Annotated in this window: 18 protein-coding genes; 9 read left to right on the top strand and 9 right to left on the bottom strand. The window is 71.0% G+C overall.

Going from position 1 to position 16,081, the window contains the following annotated elements:
• Window positions 1-104: 104 nt before the first annotated feature.
• The 5 genes from VGK78_RS06465 to VGK78_RS06485 all read right to left on the bottom strand — a co-directional run bounded on the left by VGK78_RS06465 (window position 105) and on the right by VGK78_RS06485 (window position 4,629).
• The gene (locus VGK78_RS06465) at window positions 105-503 is read right to left on the bottom strand and encodes a transcriptional repressor (RefSeq protein ID WP_331526713.1); all 399 of its coding nucleotides are present in this window, start codon (window positions 501-503) and stop codon (window positions 105-107) included.
• Window positions 490-1,491 (bottom strand): metal ABC transporter permease, encoded by a 1,002-nt coding sequence (locus VGK78_RS06470; RefSeq protein WP_331526714.1) that lies wholly within the window; start codon window positions 1,489-1,491, stop codon window positions 490-492. Before VGK78_RS06470 ends, VGK78_RS06465 begins: the two co-directional genes overlap by 14 nt.
• Window positions 1,491-2,264, bottom strand: a complete 774-nt coding sequence (locus tag VGK78_RS06475; protein ID WP_331526715.1) for an ABC transporter ATP-binding protein — start codon at window positions 2,262-2,264, stop codon at window positions 1,491-1,493. Before VGK78_RS06475 ends, VGK78_RS06470 begins: the two co-directional genes overlap by 1 nt.
• Window positions 2,261-3,121, bottom strand: coding sequence for a metal ABC transporter substrate-binding protein (locus VGK78_RS06480; RefSeq protein ID WP_331526716.1), 861 nt, complete (start codon window positions 3,119-3,121; stop codon window positions 2,261-2,263). The genes VGK78_RS06475 and VGK78_RS06480 overlap by 4 nt, the downstream gene beginning before the upstream one ends.
• Window positions 3,122-3,291: 170 nt before the next feature.
• A complete protein-coding gene (locus VGK78_RS06485) occupies window positions 3,292-4,629 on the bottom strand; it encodes an aminotransferase class I/II-fold pyridoxal phosphate-dependent enzyme (RefSeq protein ID WP_331526717.1) in 1,338 nt (445 codons plus the stop codon).
• 61 nt (window positions 4,630-4,690) lie between these two features.
• Here VGK78_RS06485 and VGK78_RS06490 point away from each other — a divergent pair, with 61 nt between their 5' ends.
• The 9 genes from VGK78_RS06490 to VGK78_RS06530 all read left to right on the top strand — a co-directional run bounded on the left by VGK78_RS06490 (window position 4,691) and on the right by VGK78_RS06530 (window position 14,094).
• Window positions 4,691-6,181, top strand: a complete 1,491-nt coding sequence (locus tag VGK78_RS06490) for a CoA-acylating methylmalonate-semialdehyde dehydrogenase (RefSeq protein ID WP_331526719.1) — start codon at window positions 4,691-4,693, stop codon at window positions 6,179-6,181.
• A 15-nt stretch (window positions 6,182-6,196) separates the two neighbouring features.
• The gene (locus VGK78_RS06495) at window positions 6,197-7,576 is read left to right on the top strand and encodes an aspartate aminotransferase family protein (RefSeq protein WP_331526720.1); all 1,380 of its coding nucleotides are present in this window, start codon (window positions 6,197-6,199) and stop codon (window positions 7,574-7,576) included.
• Window positions 7,577-7,601: 25 nt separating this feature from the next.
• Window positions 7,602-8,159, top strand: coding sequence for a hypothetical protein (locus VGK78_RS06500; protein ID WP_331526722.1), 558 nt, complete (start codon window positions 7,602-7,604; stop codon window positions 8,157-8,159).
• Window positions 8,160-8,175: 16 nt separating this feature from the next.
• On the top strand, window positions 8,176-8,496 hold the full coding sequence (locus VGK78_RS06505) for an antibiotic biosynthesis monooxygenase family protein (RefSeq protein ID WP_331526723.1): 321 nt from the start codon (window positions 8,176-8,178) through the stop codon (window positions 8,494-8,496).
• A 51-nt stretch (window positions 8,497-8,547) separates the two neighbouring features.
• Window positions 8,548-9,951 (top strand): glycine--tRNA ligase, encoded by a 1,404-nt coding sequence (locus tag VGK78_RS06510; RefSeq protein ID WP_331526724.1) that lies wholly within the window; start codon window positions 8,548-8,550, stop codon window positions 9,949-9,951.
• A 4-nt stretch (window positions 9,952-9,955) separates the two neighbouring features.
• Window positions 9,956-10,621 (top strand): hypothetical protein, encoded by a 666-nt coding sequence (locus VGK78_RS06515; RefSeq protein ID WP_331526725.1) that lies wholly within the window; start codon window positions 9,956-9,958, stop codon window positions 10,619-10,621.
• A 14-nt stretch (window positions 10,622-10,635) separates the two neighbouring features.
• Window positions 10,636-11,760, top strand: coding sequence for a tRNA dihydrouridine synthase DusB (dusB, locus tag VGK78_RS06520; protein WP_331526726.1), 1,125 nt, complete (start codon window positions 10,636-10,638; stop codon window positions 11,758-11,760).
• A 157-nt stretch (window positions 11,761-11,917) separates the two neighbouring features.
• Complete coding sequence (locus VGK78_RS06525) at window positions 11,918-12,811, top strand: mucin-2 protein (RefSeq protein ID WP_331526727.1); 894 nt, start codon at window positions 11,918-11,920, stop codon at window positions 12,809-12,811.
• A gap of 26 nt (window positions 12,812-12,837) precedes the next feature.
• Window positions 12,838-14,094: a deoxyguanosinetriphosphate triphosphohydrolase gene (locus VGK78_RS06530; RefSeq protein ID WP_331526728.1), complete on the top strand. Its 1,257-nt coding sequence runs from the start codon at window positions 12,838-12,840 to the stop codon at window positions 14,092-14,094.
• Here the strand turns inward: VGK78_RS06530 and VGK78_RS06535 are convergent.
• Genes VGK78_RS06535 through VGK78_RS06550 form a run of 4 tightly spaced genes read right to left on the bottom strand, consistent with a single transcriptional unit; the run spans window position 14,091 to window position 16,079 of the window.
• Window positions 14,091-14,375, bottom strand: coding sequence for a hypothetical protein (locus VGK78_RS06535; RefSeq protein WP_331526730.1), 285 nt, complete (start codon window positions 14,373-14,375; stop codon window positions 14,091-14,093). The two genes, VGK78_RS06530 and VGK78_RS06535, sit on opposite strands and share 4 nt — an antisense overlap.
• The gene (locus VGK78_RS06540) at window positions 14,372-15,427 is read right to left on the bottom strand and encodes a YihY/virulence factor BrkB family protein (RefSeq protein ID WP_331526731.1); all 1,056 of its coding nucleotides are present in this window, start codon (window positions 15,425-15,427) and stop codon (window positions 14,372-14,374) included. Before VGK78_RS06540 ends, VGK78_RS06535 begins: the two co-directional genes overlap by 4 nt.
• Window positions 15,424-15,660 carry a DUF3618 domain-containing protein gene (locus VGK78_RS06545; protein ID WP_331526732.1) on the bottom strand — a complete coding sequence of 79 codons (237 nt, stop codon included), beginning with the start codon at window positions 15,658-15,660 and terminating at the stop codon, window positions 15,424-15,426. Before VGK78_RS06545 ends, VGK78_RS06540 begins: the two co-directional genes overlap by 4 nt.
• Window positions 15,657-16,079: a phage holin family protein gene (locus VGK78_RS06550; protein ID WP_331526733.1), complete on the bottom strand. Its 423-nt coding sequence runs from the start codon at window positions 16,077-16,079 to the stop codon at window positions 15,657-15,659. Before VGK78_RS06550 ends, VGK78_RS06545 begins: the two co-directional genes overlap by 4 nt.
• Window positions 16,080-16,081 lie beyond the last annotated feature (2 nt).

A 16,081-nucleotide genomic window follows, 5' to 3' on the forward strand; every position in this document is an offset into this window, starting at 1 on the left:
AGGCACTTGCCGATGCCGGCCATCGCACCGCTCCCGTCATCTCTCCCGGTGTTTCCGGGTTCGGCGATGGGACGCACGTTCACGGGCCCTGGGTTGCGCCCGCGTCAGCCCTTTCGGCAGTCGGCGCAGGTGCCGACGATCTCCAGCGTGTGGCTGAGCTCGGAGAACCCGTGCTCGGCGGCGATGGCCGACGTCCACCTCTCCACCGCCGGCCCCTCGACCTCCACCGTCGCCCCGCACGACCGGCAGACCAGGTGATGGTGGTGGGTGTCGGAGCAGCGCCGGTAGATCGCCTCGCCGTCCTCGCGGCGGAGCACGTCGACGAGCCCGTGGTCGGCGTACAGGGCGAGCGTGCGGTAGACGGTGGCGAGTCCGACGCCCGACCCCTCGGCCGCGAGGAGCTCGTGCACCTCCTGCGCCGACCGGAAGTCATCGACATCGTTCAGCGTGTCCAGGATCGCCTGACGCTGCGGGGTGGCACGTGGCTTGTCAGTGCTCGTCATAGTGCTGACCCTCTCCGGTGACGTGAACGGCGTGCCGGTGGCCGTCGTGCACGTAGTCGACGTGGTCGCCGTGCTCGATCGCGAGGTGCCCGCAGCCCGGGCCGTGGACGTGCCGGTGCCGCTCCTCGGTCGTCTCGTGGAGCGGCAGCGCCTCGGCCTCGTACGGCACCCGCGCCCGGCGCCGGCGTTCCAACACGACCCCGACGGGCGAGGTGGCGACGAACCCGGCCAGCGAGACCAGCACGATCGTCGCGCCCGGGGGGAGGTTGAGGAACGCCGAGATCACCACGCCGCCGAGCGACGCCACGAGCCCGCCGACCATCGCCAGCAGCATCGTCGCCCGGAAGCTGCGCGCGAACTGCTGAGAGGTCGCCACCGGGATGATCATCAGGGCGCTCACCAGCAGCAGCCCCACCGTGCGCATCGCCACGCTGACGGTCACGGCGGCCAGCACCGAGACCAACGTGTTGTAGAACCAGACCGGCACGCCGCTGGCGCGCGCGAAGTCCTCGTCGTGCGAGACGGCGAACAGCTGCGGCATCAGAGCCAGCCCGGCCACCACCACGATCCCGGCGAGCACCAGAGCGACGACGACGTCGTCGGGGGAGATCGTCGTGATCGAGCCGAACAGGTAGCCCTGGAGTGCGAAGGCGCCGTTGCCGGCCAGCTGCACCAGGACGAGGCCCCCCGAGATGCCGCCGTAGAAGAGGAGGGCGAGGGCCAGGTCGCCGGTCGTCTTGCCGGACGTCCGGATGAGCTCGATCGCGAGCGCTCCGATCACCGCCACGACAACCGCCGTGTACGTCGGGCTCGTGCCGGTCAGCAGGCCGAGGGCGACCCCGGTGACCGTGATGTGGCCGATGCCGTCTCCCATCAGGGACAGTCGGCGCTGCACGAGGTAGGTGCCGATGCCCGGTGCGGCCAGGCCGGTGACGGTCGCGGCGATCACGGCCCGGATCATGAACGGGGCCAGGAGCAGGTCCCACATCAGCGGTCCCCTTCCAACGGTGCCTGCATGGGGGGCAGTCGGGTTTCGTCGGTGTGGTCGTGGTGATGGGTGTGCGTGGCGCCCTCCGCGAGCTGGTCGGGTGGGCCGTCGTACGTCACCCGTCCCTCGCGCAGTGCGACGACGCGGTCGATCAGGGGCGCGAACGGTCCGAGCTCGTGCAGCACCACGACGACACTCGCCCCCGCGTCCGCGCGGCCGCCGAGGGTCTCGGCGATCGCGAGCTGGCTGGCGTGGTCGACTCCGGCGTTCGGCTCGTCGAGGAGGAGCAGGTCCGGCTCGCCGGCGAGTGTTCGCGCGACCAGGACCCGCTGCTGCTGGCCACCGGACAGGGTGGCGACCGGATGGCCGGCCCGGCCGCCGAGCCCGACCAGGTCGACCGCCGCGTCCACGAGGTCCTGCTCGTGCCGCGACATCGGCCAGAACGGGCGCCGCCGGGCGATCCGCCCGCTGGCGACGACCTCGCGGACGGTGGCCGGGACTCCGGCGCCGAGGTTGGAGCGCTGGGGGACGTAACCGACCCGGTGCCAGTCACGGAACCGGGGCCGCGGCGTACCGAACAGAGAGACCGAGCCGTGGCTGACCGGGTTCAGGCTCACCAGCGCCTTCAGCAGGGTCGACTTGCCGGAGCCGTTGGCGCCGAGGACGGCGACCACCTGGCCGGGCGCGACGTCGAAGGTCACGTCGCGGACGATCGGCCGGCCGTCCAGGACGACCCCGACGTCCTCGAGCGCGAGTGGCTGTGGCTGGGTCATGAGCACTCGCCTGCTTTCGCGAGGGCGGCCAGGTTCTGCCGCATCAAGGTGAGGTAGGTGGCGTGCGGGTCGGCCGAGGTGCGGCCCTCGATCGGGTCGAGGACGGCGGCATGGAGGCCGAGGTCGTCGGCCAGTGACCGGGCCAGGTCGGGACTCGCCAGGGTCTCGAAGAAGACCGTGGTCACGCCGCGGTCGCGGATCAGGGTCGAGAGGTTGTGGAGCCGCTGGAAGGACGGCTCGGCGTCGGGCTCCAGACCGGCGATCGGGACGACGTCCACGTGGTAGCGGCGGGCGAGGTACTCGAAGGCGTCGTGGCTGACCACGATCGTGTCGATCCGGCAAGTGCGGAGGGTCGTGCGGAAGTCGTGGTCCAGATCCATCAGGTCCTGGGTGAGGGCCAGCGCGCGCTGCCGGTAGTAGTCAGCGTGCGCGGGATCGGCCTCCGCCATGGTGTGCGCGAAGGCGTTGGTGGCGTCGGCCATGAGCACCGGGTCCTGCCAGAAGTGCGGATCGTCGGCGGTCAGGTGCACGACGTCCGCGACGTCCAGGGTGTGGTCGGGGGAGTCGTTGGTCATCGCCTGGTCGACCGATGGAGCCACGCCGGACTCGTAGAACCCGACGCGGGCCAGGTCGATCTGCGCCACCTGCCGGACCGTGAGTTCGTACTCGTGCGGCTCCACGCCGGCCGGCGTGAGGTCGACGATGTCGTTGTAGCGGCCCGCCACCCGCTCGGCGATGAAGTACAGCGGGTAGATCGACGTGACGACCGTGTGCTCACCCGACCGCGGTCCCTGGCACGCGGTGGTGAGAGCGGCCGTCAGCGCGACCACCGTCGCTGCGACCGTCTGCCGTTTCATGAGAATGATTCTCAATGAGAATGAGAATCGTTGTCAAGACGGCACGGAGTTCTCGAGGAACGAGAGGACGCCGTGGCGGTCGCAGGTCGAGCGAGCCCGCGGCTGAGCTTGCGAAAGCCCCGCCAGGCGAGTCGAAACCCAGTGACCTCCGAGCCGCCCCCTTTTCGGGGTCAGCGGTGACCGGACCACGAGCCGGCGCGGGCGGCGGCGGCGATGACGTCGGGCAGGTCGCCCAGATCGGAGTCGTCGAGGGTCGCGGTGGTGATCCGGATGCGATCGGAGGCGGGGGAGGAGATCCAGAACGGGTCGCCGCTGGCGGCGCGGACGCCGGCGGCGGCGAGATGGAGCAGTGCGGCACCCTGCTCGGCGACCGGGATCCAGACGTTGATCCCGTCACCTCCCGGGACCTCGACGCCCCGCTCCGCCAAGGCGTCCGCCAGCGCGCCGGTGCGGAGGGCGTACGCCGCCCTGGCGTCGGCCACCAGCGTCCGCGAGCCCGGATCGGTGAGCAGGTCCAGCAGGATCGACTGGACCAGCCGGCTGCTCCAGCCCTGGCCGAGGTAGCGCCGCTCGACGATCGGGGCCACGACTGAAGCCGGGCCACCGACGGCCGCCAGCCGAAGGTCGGGACCGTGGGACTTCGAGAAGCTCCGCACCAGCACGGTCCGCTCGGGCAGCAAGGTCCCGAGGGACACCGGCGAGCCCGACGGCGTACCACCGGCCGAGTCGTCCTCCACCACGACGACGTCGCGCCCGTCCAGCGCGGCGGCCAGGGCCTCGGCCCGCGACGCGGAGAGCGACTGGCCCGACGGGTTCTGCCCCCAGGGCTGGAAGAACAGCACCTTGGCGCCGGCGTCGAGCGCGCGGGTGAGATCGTCCACGACCGGCCCTTCGGCGTCGTACCCCACGCCCATCGGTACGACGCCCGCCATCTCGAGCAGGTCGAGCAGCGGGGGGAAGCACGGCTGCTCGACCGCCACCCGGTCGCCGAACCGCAGGTGTGCTGCGACGAACTGGCTGTGCGCGTCCATCGCGCCGTCGACGATCGTCAGCGACTCGACGGCGTTCGGCCAGGATCCCTCCAGCACCTCCCGCAGCGCCGGTACGACGGGCTCCTCCAGGTAGGAGTGGACCGTCTCGTCGCGCGGCACCCGCTGCATCGCCGCGTGCAGGTCGGGCAGCAGCCGCGGGTCGGGCAGCCCGGTCGAGAGGTCGACGCGATAGCCGGCGTGCGAGTCCAGGGCCCGGCGGTAGCGACGCGGCCCGACCGATCCCTCGCGGACTCTCGTCCCCCGCCGGCCGTCGGTCTCGATGAGGCCGGCCCGTGCCAGCTGCGACCAGGCGGCGCTGATGGTGGCGGGGGCGACCTGGAGGTCGCGGGCGACGCGGCGGATCGGGGGAAGCCGCTCGCCGGCCCGGAGGGCGCCGCGGTCGATGCCGCTGGAGAGGGCGAGGGCGATGCCCTTCGCTGAGCGGTCGTCCACGGCCGCGACCACGTCCTGCCACATGTTTTGTAACATAGCAATACAGGCATTGCTCCAGATAGCACTAGGTCGATATTTTCGGGGTATGACGACGCGCATCACCCACTGGACCGACGGCTCGGCGACTCCCGGCGACTCCGGCCGCTCCGGCCCCGTCTTCAACCCCGCCACCGGCGAGCAGACGGGGGAGGTCGACCTCGCCGGCCGCGACGAGCTCGACCGGGCGGTGCGCAGCGCCACGGAGGCCGCGGCCTTCTGGCGCTCGACCTCGCTGGCGAGGCGCACCGGCGTCCTCTTCCGGTTCCGCGAGCTGCTCGCCGCGAGCATCGACGACCTCGCCGCGATCATCACCTCCGAGCACGGCAAGGTCCTCAGCGACGCCAAGGGGGAGATCCAGCGGGGGTTGGAGAACGTCGAGTACGCGTGCGGAGTCGCCGAGCACATGAAGGGCGGCTACTCCGAGCAGGCCGGCACCGGCGTCGACGTCTACTCGATCCGGCAGCCGCTCGGAGTCGTCGCCGGGATCACGCCGTTCAACTTCCCGGTGATGGTGCCGCTGTGGATGTGCGCCAACGCCATCGCCACCGGCAACGCGTTCATCCTCAAGCCCAGCGAGAAGGACCCGTCCGCGTCGCTCTTCCTCGCCGACCTCTGGAAGAAGGCAGGCCTGCCCGACGGTGTCTTCTCGGTCGTCCAGGGCGACAAGGAGGCCGTCGATGCGATCCTCGAGCACCCCGACATCGCCGCGGTCAGCTTCGTCGGCTCGACCCCGATCGCGCGCTACATCTACGAGACCGGCACCCGCAACGGCAAGCGGGTCCAGGCGCTCGGCGGCGCGAAGAACCACATGCTGGTCCTGCCCGACGCCGACGTCGACATGGCGGCGGACGCGGCGGTCTCGGCGGCGTACGGCGCGGCGGGTGAGCGCTGCATGGCGATCTCGGTCGCCGTGGCCGTCGGCGACGTGGCAGACCCGCTGGTCGACGCGATCGCCGCCCGGATGCCCAAGCTCCGCATCGGCGACGGCACCGACCCCGACTCCGAGATGGGTCCGCTGATCACACGCGAGCACCGCGACAAGGTGGCCGACTACATCCGCCAGGGCGTCGAGGCCGGCGCCACGGCGGTCGTCGACGGGCGCGAGGCGGACGTGCCGAGCGACGGCTTCTTCCTGGGTACGACGCTCCTCGACCGGGTCAGTCCGGAGATGACGGTCTACACAGACGAGATCTTCGGCCCGGTGCTCTGCGTCGTTCGCCAGGACTCCTACGACGAGGCCATCGCGCTGATCAACAGCAACCCCTTCGCCAACGGCACCGCGATCTTCACCCGCGACGGCGGGGCGGCCCGGCAGTTCCAGTTCGACGTCGAGGTCGGGATGGTCGGTGTGAACGTGCCGATCCCGGTGCCCGTCTCCTACTACTCCTTCGGCGGCTGGAAGGCGTCGCTGTTCGGAGACGCCCACATGTACGGCCCCGAGGGCATCGCGTTCTACACCCGTGGGAAGGTCGTCACGTCGCGCTGGCCCGATCCGGCCACCTCGACGATCGACCTCGGCTTCCCGACCCACCGCTGAGCGGAGGAGACCCAGATGACCCCGACGTACGACGGCCCGCTGGCCGGCATCCCCACCGACGAGGAGACGGTCCGCGATCTCGACCGTGCCCATGTCTTCCACTCGTGGTCCGCGCAGGCGCTGATCGACCCGCTGCCGATCGCCAGTGCGTCCGGCTCGCGCTTCACCGACTACGCCGGGAACTCCTACCTCGACTTCTCCAGCCAGCTGGTCAACGTCAACATCGGCTACCAGCACCCGAAGCTGGTCAGGGCCATTGCCGACTACGCGCAGTCGATGACCACGATCCAACCGTCGTTCGCCAACGACGCGCGCTCGGAGGCCGCGCGCCTGATCGCCGAGGTAGCCCCGGGCGACCTGAGCCGGGTGTTCTTCACCAACGCCGGCGCGGAGGCCACGGAGAACGCGATCCGGATGGCCCGGCTGCACACCGGGCGGCACAAGGTGCTCGCGGCGTACCGCTCCTACCACGGCGCCACTGCCGGGTCGATCACCCTGACCGGTGACCCGCGCCGCTGGCCGAGCGAGCCGGGTCTCGGTGGTGTCGTCCACTACTTCGGTCCCTACCTCTACCGCTCGGCCTTCCACGCGACCACCGAGGAGGAGGAGTCCGAGCGCGCGCTGGCCCACCTCCGCGAGCTGATCGCGCTCGAGGGGCCGACGACGATCGCCGCGATCATCCTCGAGACGGTCGTCGGCACCAACGGCATCCTGGTGCCCCCCGCCGGCTACCTGGCCGGGGTCCGCGAGATCTGCGACGAGCTCGGGATCGTGATGATCGCCGACGAGGTGATGTCCGGCTTCGCGCGTGCGGGCGAGTGGTTCGCGATCCAGCACTGGGACGTCGTGCCCGACCTGATCACCTTCGCCAAGGGCGTGAACTCCGGCTACGTCCCCCTCGGCGGCGTCCTCATCAACGACGCGATCAACGCGACCTTCCAGGAACGGGTCTACCCCGGCGGTCTCACCTACAGCGGCCATCCGCTCGCGTGCGCCAGCGCCGTCGCCTCGATCGAGATCTTCAAGGAGGAGCGGATCGTCGAGCACGCCCGCGACATGGGGACGCAGGTGATCGGCCCCGAGCTGGCCCGGATCGCCGAGAACCACCCGTCCGTCGGTGAGGTGCGCGGCCTCGGGATGTTCTGGGCCGTCGAGCTGGTCCGCGACCGCGAGACCCACGAGCCACTGGTGCCGTTCAACGCGGCGGGTGAGGACGCCAAGCCGATGGGGGAGCTCGCTGCCGCGTGCAAGGAGCGCGGGATGTGGCCGTTCATCCACTTCAACCGACTGCACGTCGTCCCGCCGTGCACGACGTCCGAGGACGAGCTGCGTGAGGGCCTGGCGGTCCTGGACGAGGCGCTGAAGGTGGCAGATCAGCACTACACCGGCGGCTGACGCCGTCCGGTGCGACGATGGCGGCGTGTCGGAGCAGCTCGGGAGTACGCCGGAGACCCACGTCGCGCTGCGCGTGAGCTTCACTCGCGCGATGCTGGCTCCGCTCGTGCCGGCCGTCGCACTGGTCGTGGCGGTGCTGCTCGGTCTCAACCCGGGCGTGGTCGTGCTCCTGCTGCTGGCCCTCCTCGTGGTGCTCGGGATCTCGGTCCTGACGGCGTTCGCGCCGAGCCTCGTGGTGCGCGACGGCGTGCTCAGCGTCGTGGGCCGGGAGCAGGTGGCGAAGGGCCCGGGCGGGTCGGTCGACCTCGCTCGTCTGGAGCGCGCCCGGTCCGTCTCGTACCACGGCGGCCTGACCTCGGAGCGGGGGCTGTTCCTGTTCCGGACGCAGCTGCTGCTCGAGGACGCGACCGGCGGCCGGGCGATGTTCGGAGTGTGGGGCTGGACTCCGAAGGCAGAGCTGCAGACCGTGCTGCGGAGGGCGGTGACCACCTCGCACGCCCGGATGGACCCGATGACCTGGTGGCGGCTGGGGTTCCGCAACGACCAGGGAGCCCGGATCAGCCTGCTGCGCCGCATCATGTGAGGGCTAGCCTGCGGTCGTGATCGTCGTCAACCGCTTCCGCGTCCCCGAGGCCGAGCAGGCGGCGTTCCGCGACGACCTGGAGCGGGCCCGCGGGGTCCTCGCCGTGCAGCGTGGCCACGTCGCCGGGCGGATAGGACGCAACGTCGACGATCCGGAGCTGTGGGTGCTGACCACCGAGTGGGAGGGCCCGGGCGCCTACCGCCGCGCCCTCTCGGCGTACGACGTGAAGCTCGCCGCCGTGCCGACCCTGAGCCGCGCGCTGGACGAGCCGAGCGCCTACGAGACGGTCGAACCCGGAGCCGAGTTGAACCGACCCGATGCCAGGTCGTTAGGCTGAACTCTCCCGAACTGACCGACAGCCAGCCGGCCGACACCAGGAGCAGTCTTCGTGGCCAAGCCACCTCCCAGCACCCTCGACACCGTCGTCTCCCTCTGCAAGCGCCGCGGCTTCGTCTTCCCCTCGGGCGAGATCTACGGCGGCACCCGCTCGGCCTGGGACTACGGCCCTCTCGGCGTGGAGCTGAAGGAGAACGTCAAGAAGCAGTGGTGGCGTGCCATGGTCACCGCCCGCGACGACATGGTCGGCCTCGACTCCGCGATCATCCTGCCGACCCGGACCTGGGAGGCCAGCGGCCACCTCGCGACGTTCACCGACCCGCTGGTCGAGTGCCAGTCGTGCCACAAGCGCTTCCGCGAGGACCATCTCCAGGAGGAGTACGCCGGCAAGCACGACGTCGCCGACCCGGACACCGTCGACATCAACGAGCTGGTGCCGTGTCCGAACTGCGGCAACCGGCACACCTGGACCGAGCCGCGGCAGTTCAACATGATGTTGAAGACCTACCTCGGCGTCGTGGAGGACGAGTCGGGGCTGCACTACCTCCGCCCCGAGACCGCGCAGGGCATCTTCCTGAACTTCGCCAACATCGTGACCAGCGCCCGGATGAAGCCGCCGTTCGGCATCGCCCAGATGGGCAAGAGCTTCCGCAACGAGATCACCCCCGGCAACTTCATCTTCCGCACCCGCGAGTTCGAGCAGATGGAGATGGAGTTCTTCGTCAAGCCCGGCGAGGACGAGCACTGGCACCAGTACTGGATCGACGAGCGCACCCGATGGTTCACCGACCTCGGCCTGAGCTCGGACAACCTGCGCCACTTCGAGCACCCCCAGGAGAAGCTCAGCCACTACGCGAAGCGGACGGTCGACATCGAGTACCGCTTCGGCTTCTCGGGCCGCGAGTTCGAGGAGCTCGAGGGCATCGCGAACCGCACCGACTTCGACCTCACCCAGCACTCGCAGTTCTCCGGGCAGGACCTGTCGTACTTCGACCAGGGCAGCGGCGAGCGCTACATCCCCTACGTGATCGAGCCGGCGCTCGGCCCCAACCGCGCGCTGATGGCGTTCCTGCTCGACGCCTACACCGAGGACGAGGCGCCGAACACCAAGGGTGGCGTCGACAAGCGCGTCGTGCTCCGGCTCGACCCGCGGCTCGCGCCGGTCAAGGTCGCGGTGCTTCCGCTCAGCCGGAACGCCGACCTGTCGCCGAAGGCGCGCGACCTCGCCGCCGAGCTCCGCGGGCGCGGCTGGAACGTCGACTTCGACGACTCCGGCGCCATCGGCCGCCGCTACCGCCGCCAGGACGAGATCGGCACGCCGTACTGCGTGACCGTCGACTTCGACACCCTGGAGGACCAGGCGGTCACCGTCCGCGAGCGCGACTCGATGAAGCAGGAGCGGATCGGCCTCGACCAGGTCAGCGGGTACTTCGCCGAGCGTCTCCTGGGATGCTGACCGCGTGATGCGTCGTACCGCCCTCCCCGCGCTCGCCGCCGTCGCCGCGCTGGCGCTGACCGGGTGCGGAGGCGGCGGCTCGAGCACCTCGACGCCGGCCGCGGGCGGAACGGGCTCGTCGACCTCGCCCTCCGGCGGTTCGTCGAGCACCGAGCAGGGCGCGAGCTCATCGGCGACGGTCGTGGAGGGCGTGAAGCTCACCGCGCAGGGGTCGCAGCTGAAGGTCGGCGACACCGCCCGGGTCAGCTGGAGACCGGACCAGAAGACCCTCGGGGTGATCTCGATGACGGTCACCAAGCTCCAGAAGATGCCGATCAGCGCGTTCTCCGACTGGCGGCTCGACCGCGCGACCCAGCGGTCCACGCCGTACTTCGTCCATGCCCGGGTGCGCAACCTCGGCAGGTCGGATCTGGCCGGTGACCCGGTGCCGCTCTACCTCCTCGACCAGCGGAACACGCTGCTGCAGTCCTCGACGTTCCAGGCGCAGTACACGCCGTGCCCGAGCCGGCCGCTGCCGGCGAAGTTCACCCGCGGCAAGCGGACCTCGGTCTGCCTGGTCTACTTCGCGCCCTCGCACGGCAAGCTCGTGGCGATCAGCTTCCGACCGACCGAGTCGTTCGACGCGATCACCTGGAAAGGACGCGTCATTTCGGCCGCCAAGCGCCACTGAGCGAGAATGGGCCGATGCCCCTGACCCTCGGCCCGCTCACCGTGCCCGTGCCGGTGGTGCTCGCCCCGATGGCGGGCATCACGAACGCGGCGTACCGGCGGCTCTGCGCCGAGCAGGGCGCGGGCCTCTACGTCTGCGAGATGATCACGTCCCGAGGCCTGGTCGAGCGTGACTCGACGACCCTGAAGATGCTGGTCTTCGACGACCTCGAGACCACGCGGTCGGTCCAGCTCTACGGAACCGACCCGTCGTACGTCGGCAAGGCCACGGAGATCCTCTGCGGGGAGTACGGCGTGCATCACGTCGACCTCAACTTCGGCTGCCCGGTGCCCAAGGTCACCCGCAAGGGCGGCGGGGGTGCGCTGCCGTGGAAGCGCGGGCTGCTCGGCGAGATCCTCAGCTCCGCCGTCGCCGCCGCCGCGCCGTACGGCGTGCCGGTCACCATGAAGACCCGCAAGGGCCTCGACGAGGACCACCTGACCTATCTCGACGCGGGCCGGATCGCCCAGGAGTCCGGCATCGTCGCCGTGGCCCTGCACGGTCGGACCGTCGCGCAGTCCTACAGCGGGCAGGCCGACTGGGAGGCGATCGCTCGCCTCGTGGCGCACGTCGACATCCCGGTGCTCGGCAACGGCGACATCTGGGAGGCCTCCGACGCGCTGCGGATGGTCGAGCAGACCGGCGCCGCTGGGGTGGTCGTCGGTCGCGGATGCCTGGGCCGCCCGTGGCTCTTCCGCGACCTGGCCGCGGCCTTCGGCGGAGAGAAGGTCCGGACGCTGCCCACCCTCGGCGAGGTCCGGAGCATGATGCGCCGGCACGCCGAGCTGCTGAGCCGGCACATGGGCGAGGAGCGGGGGTGCAAGGAGTTCCGCAAGCACGTCTCGTGGTACCTCAAGGGGTTCCGCGCCGGCGGCCGGCTCCGCCACTCGCTGGCGCTGGTCGACTCGCTGGCCGCCCTCGACGTGCTTTTCGACGACCTCGACCCGGACGAGCCGTTCCCGGTCACCGAGCTCGGAGCCCCGCGCGGGCGGCAGGGCTCGCCGCGCGAGCGCGTGGTGCTGCCGGAGGGCTGGCTCGAGGACACCGACGGCACCTCGCTGCGGCTCACCGAGGACGCCGACGAGACGACGGGCGGCTGAGGCGGCGACACGCCCGGCGGCGGGCCCCGGATTTCGGAGGCACCTGCCCCTGTGCTTGACTGCCACGGCGTGTCCGGAACGTGATCCTTCCTCGGGCGGAGGGTCGGGCCCGGATCCGTTGTCCCCCCGAACTCGAACTGCAAAGGAATTCAGCGCTGTGGCTCACCCACGCCACAAGCGGGAAACCAATGCCCGCCGGTTCGTCTCCCGCACCGGGTCGCGGACCGCGAAGTTCGCCGTCGGCGCCGCCGTCGCGGCGACCCTGCCGGCCGTCGGGTTCGGCCTCGTCCGGGCCAACCCCGCCGCGTCCATCGACGTCCAGGGCCCGCAGCAGCAGCCCGTGAAGCTCGACCCGGGCCGCTACGACGCCGCCCCCGTCTCACGGTCCTTCGATCGCACCGCGGCGCGCAACTTCCAGGACGGCATCGCCGCGCAGCGGGCGACCGCCCGCGCCGTGGAGCGGGCCCACGAGCGGAAGTGGACGACCGTCGACCTCAACCTCTGGTCGAGCTCGTCCCGGGCCGCGGAGCAGCTCGGACTGCTCGACGCCGGCAAGCACGTGCTCGTCACCGGGCGGAGTGCCGACGGCCGCGTCGAGGTCGTCGTCCACGGCCGGTCGCGGTGGGTCACCGAGGGCTACCTCTCCGAGGACAAGCCCGACGCGGGCTCCTCCGCGGCTGCGGCCGCCGCGGGCCTGTCGATGGCTCCGTGCCCGGACGGCTCGGTCGAGTACCGGCTCACCCCGGCCGCGGTCTACGTCTACCGCTCGGTGTGCCACGCCTTCCCGCAGATCACGTCGTACGGCGGCTGGGACGCTCACGGCGAGCACGCCTCCGGCAAGGCGCTCGACATCATGACCAGCGACGTCACGCTGGGCAACGCGATCGCGGCGTTCCTCCAGCAGCACGCCGCCGAGCTGCACGTCTACGACATCCTCTGGCGCCAGCACATCTGGACGCCGGTCCGGGCCTCCGAGGGCTGGCGGCTCTTCGCCGACCGCGGCTCGGCGACCGCCAACCACTACGACCACGTGCACGTCTCGGTGTACTGACCAGCACGTGGCCTAGTCTCGGCTCGATGTCGTACGACGAGGCCGCGCGCGAGCGCTGGGTGGCGGAGCCGCCGAAGCGGGTGCCCGCGCCCGAGCGCACGGCGTTCGAGCGCGACCGCGCGCGCGTCGTGCACGCCGCCGCCAGCCGGCGTCTGGCCGCCAAGACCCAGGTGGTCGGGCCCCAGACCGACGACTTCGTCCGCAACCGGCTGACCCACAGCCTCGAGGTCGCCCAGATCGCGCGGGACCTGGCCCGGGCGATCGGCTGCGAACCCGACCTGGTCGAGACCGCCGCGCTCGCCCACGACCTCGGCCACCCGCCGTTCGGGCACAACGGCGAGCGCGTGCTGGCGGAGGCGGCGGCGGACTGCGGTGGCTTCGAGGGGAATGCACAGACCCTGCGGCTGCTGACCCGGCTCGAGGCCAAGACGTTCGACCCCGACGGACGCTCCGCCGGGCTCAACCTCTCCCGGGCGACGCTCGACGCCTGCACGAAGTACCCGTGGCCACTGGCCGACGCCGCCGTGCCCGACGGCGTGCACGCCGACGGGTCGCCGCGCGTGGTCCGGAAGTTCGGGGTGTACGACGACGACCGGCCGGTCTTCGAGTGGATGCGCGCCGGCGCGCCCGGGCGCCGGCAGTGCTTCGAGGCCCAGGTGATGGATCTCGCCGACGACATCGCCTACTCCGTCCACGACGTCGAGGACGGCGTGGTCGCCGGCCGGATCGACCTGACCCGGCTCGACGTGGACGCGGTGTGGAGCGCCGTGCGCGGCTGGTACCTCCCGGACGCCGACGCCGACATGCTCACCGACGCGCTGACGCGGCTCCGCGCGGTCGGCTCCTGGCCGGCCACGCCGTACGACGGGAGCAGGCGGGCGCTGGCTGCCCTGAAGAACCTGACCAGCGACGTGATCGGGCGCTTCGCTGCGGGGGCGCGGGCCGCCACGTTCGCGGCGTACCCCGGCCCACGGGTGCGGTACGACGCGGACCTGGTCGTGCCCGAGGACTCGCGCGTCGAGATGGCGGTGCTCAAGGGGATCGCCGCCCACTACGTGATGCAGGCCGACGACCGGGTCCGGGCGATGGCCCGTCAGCGCGAGCAGCTGACCGCGCTCGTCGAGGCGCTCGCCAAGGCGGCGCCAGACCACCTCGAGCCGGTGTTCGCGAGCGACTGGGCCGACGCCACCGACGACGCCGCACGGCTCCGGGTGGTGATCGACCAGGTGGCCTCGCTCACCGATGCCAGCGCCCTCGCCTGGCACTCCCGCTTACGACCCTAGGGCAGGTCGCCCTGGGGTCCGGCCATGTGGTGGGCCTCGTGGCGCCCGTCGCCGGAGACCTTGGACGCCGCCGCGCTGGCGGCATGGGTGACCTTGTCGGCCACCACCGGGGCCTGTTCCTTGGCGACGTCCATCGCCTGGTGCGCCTTCTGCTGCACGCGCGGATCGTCCTTGATCCGGTTCACCAGGTTCATGATCTGGTCGTACCGCTCACGACCGGCCCGGGCACCCAGCACGTAGCCGATCGCGAGCCCGGCCAGCAACAACAGCTTCTTCATCATGATCCCTCCTTGGTCTCCTCGCTCTCGGTCGCAAGCTCGCGGATGGCCCGGCCGCGCGCGAGGTCCTTCTGCATCTTCTTGCGAGCCTTGCGGATGCCTCGGGTGTCGCGCGCCGGCAGCTGGAGCTCCTGCTCGGCCGCGATGCCCGCCTGGAGCTCGCGTCCCCGCTCCAGCTCCGAGTCGAGCTCGGCGCCGAACAGCAGGGCCACGTTGGTGATCCACAGCCACAGCAGGCCGGCGACCGCGCCCGCGAGCGAGCCGTAGGTCTTGTTGTAGCTCCCGAACGACGAGACGTAGAACGCGAAAGCCACCGAGGCCACGATCCAGACGATGATCGCCACGAAGGCCCCGATGGAGATCCAGCGGAAATTCGGCTGCCGCACGTTCGGCGTCGCGTAGTACAGCATCGCCACGATCAGGACGACGAACAGCACGATCACCGGCCACTTGGCGATGTTCCAGACCGTGACCGCCTGGGAGCCGAGCCCGATCACGCTGCCGATCGAGTCCGCCAGGGGACCCGAGACCACGAGCATCACGATCACGCAGGCCATGAGCAGGATTGCGACCAGCGTGACGATCAGCATGAGCGGACGGAGCTTCCAGAACGGCCGGCCCTCGTCGATCTCGTAGACGGCGTTCATGGCCCGGCCGAAGGCGCCGACGTACCCCGATGCCGACCAGAGGGCGCCCAGGATGCCGAGCACGAGGCCGAGACCGGCTCCCTGAGAGGCAGCGATGTGCTCGAGCGCGGGCTGCACGGTGTTGTTGAGCGTGTTCGACGAGACCATGGGCTTGAGCACCTGGATGACCTTGTCGACGCTGGTCGTGCCCTGGCCGAGCACGCCGAGCAGCGAGATCAGCGCGATCGCCGCGGGGAACAGCGAGAGGACGGCGTAGTAGGTCAGCCCGGCCGCGAGATCGGTGCAGTGGTCGTCGCCGAACTCCCGGTAGGTCCTGCGCAGCACGTACATCCACGACCGCCGGCTCAGGTCGGTCGGCGACTCGACCTTGGCCGCTGCCGACGTACCGGTCGGCGCGTCCGAGGTCATCCCCGACGCCACCAGACCAGCAGTCCGACGGCGACCACCAGTCCCGCCCCGGCGACGAGCAGCGCGGGGCGCGGCTTGCCGCCGGCGGTGGTCACCCGGTCCTTGAGGTCCGCGGCACGTTCCTTCGCCTGGGCCTTCACGTCGAGCTTGTGAGCCAGCTGGTCGACGGTGTCGGCCAGCCGGTCGCGCTGCTCCTCGATCTCGGCCTCGATCTGGCTGGTGTTGTTGCTCATCGGTGCTCTCCCTTCACCGTGGCGATGTCCTCCTTGACGCCCGCGATCGCGTGCTCGGGAGCCGGCGGGGTCGCCTGGCCGACCTCCTTCTTCCCGAGCAGCGCGGCGATCCCGGCGCCGGCGAAGAGCACGCCGCCGATGATCAGGGCCGAGAGCCAACCGGGGAGCGCGAGAGCCAGGGCCAGGATCGCGGTCGTGACCAGGCAGCACAGCCCGAGGAACGCGAAGAGGCCGGCGGCGCTGAACATCCCGATGCCCAGGCCGGCGCGCTTGCCCTTCTCGGTCAGCTCGACCTGTGCAAGCCGGATCTCGGATCGGATGAGCTGGGGGACCTGCTGGGTCAGGTCGTGCACCAGGGCGCCGAGAGGAGGGTCGTCCTGGGCGGTGTGTCCGGCGTGTCCCGGGGTCGACGTACTCATGT

This window comes from Nocardioides sp., assembly GCF_036503465.1.
Taxonomy (GTDB): Bacteria; Actinomycetota; Actinomycetes; order Propionibacteriales; family Nocardioidaceae; genus Nocardioides.

Coding starts and splice junctions, on each gene's coding strand:
- VGK78_RS06540 (WP_331526731.1), bottom strand. CDS start 15,427: ATGACCTCGGACGCGCCGACCGGTACGTCGGCAGCGGCCAAGGTCGAG.
- VGK78_RS06490 (WP_331526719.1), top strand. CDS start 4,691: ATGACGACGCGCATCACCCACTGGACCGACGGCTCGGCGACTCCCGGC.
- VGK78_RS06550 (WP_331526733.1), bottom strand. CDS start 16,079: ATGAGTACGTCGACCCCGGGACACGCCGGACACACCGCCCAGGACGAC.
- VGK78_RS06470 (WP_331526714.1), bottom strand. CDS start 1,491: ATGTGGGACCTGCTCCTGGCCCCGTTCATGATCCGGGCCGTGATCGCC.
- VGK78_RS06465 (WP_331526713.1), bottom strand. CDS start 503: ATGACGAGCACTGACAAGCCACGTGCCACCCCGCAGCGTCAGGCGATC.
- VGK78_RS06485 (WP_331526717.1), bottom strand. CDS start 4,629: ATGTGGCAGGACGTGGTCGCGGCCGTGGACGACCGCTCAGCGAAGGGC.
- VGK78_RS06495 (WP_331526720.1), top strand. CDS start 6,197: ATGACCCCGACGTACGACGGCCCGCTGGCCGGCATCCCCACCGACGAG.
- VGK78_RS06480 (WP_331526716.1), bottom strand. CDS start 3,121: ATGAAACGGCAGACGGTCGCAGCGACGGTGGTCGCGCTGACGGCCGCT.
- dusB (WP_331526726.1), top strand. CDS start 10,636: ATGCCCCTGACCCTCGGCCCGCTCACCGTGCCCGTGCCGGTGGTGCTC.
- VGK78_RS06530 (WP_331526728.1), top strand. CDS start 12,838: ATGTCGTACGACGAGGCCGCGCGCGAGCGCTGGGTGGCGGAGCCGCCG.
- VGK78_RS06535 (WP_331526730.1), bottom strand. CDS start 14,375: ATGATGAAGAAGCTGTTGTTGCTGGCCGGGCTCGCGATCGGCTACGTG.
- VGK78_RS06545 (WP_331526732.1), bottom strand. CDS start 15,660: ATGAGCAACAACACCAGCCAGATCGAGGCCGAGATCGAGGAGCAGCGC.
- VGK78_RS06475 (WP_331526715.1), bottom strand. CDS start 2,264: ATGACCCAGCCACAGCCACTCGCGCTCGAGGACGTCGGGGTCGTCCTG.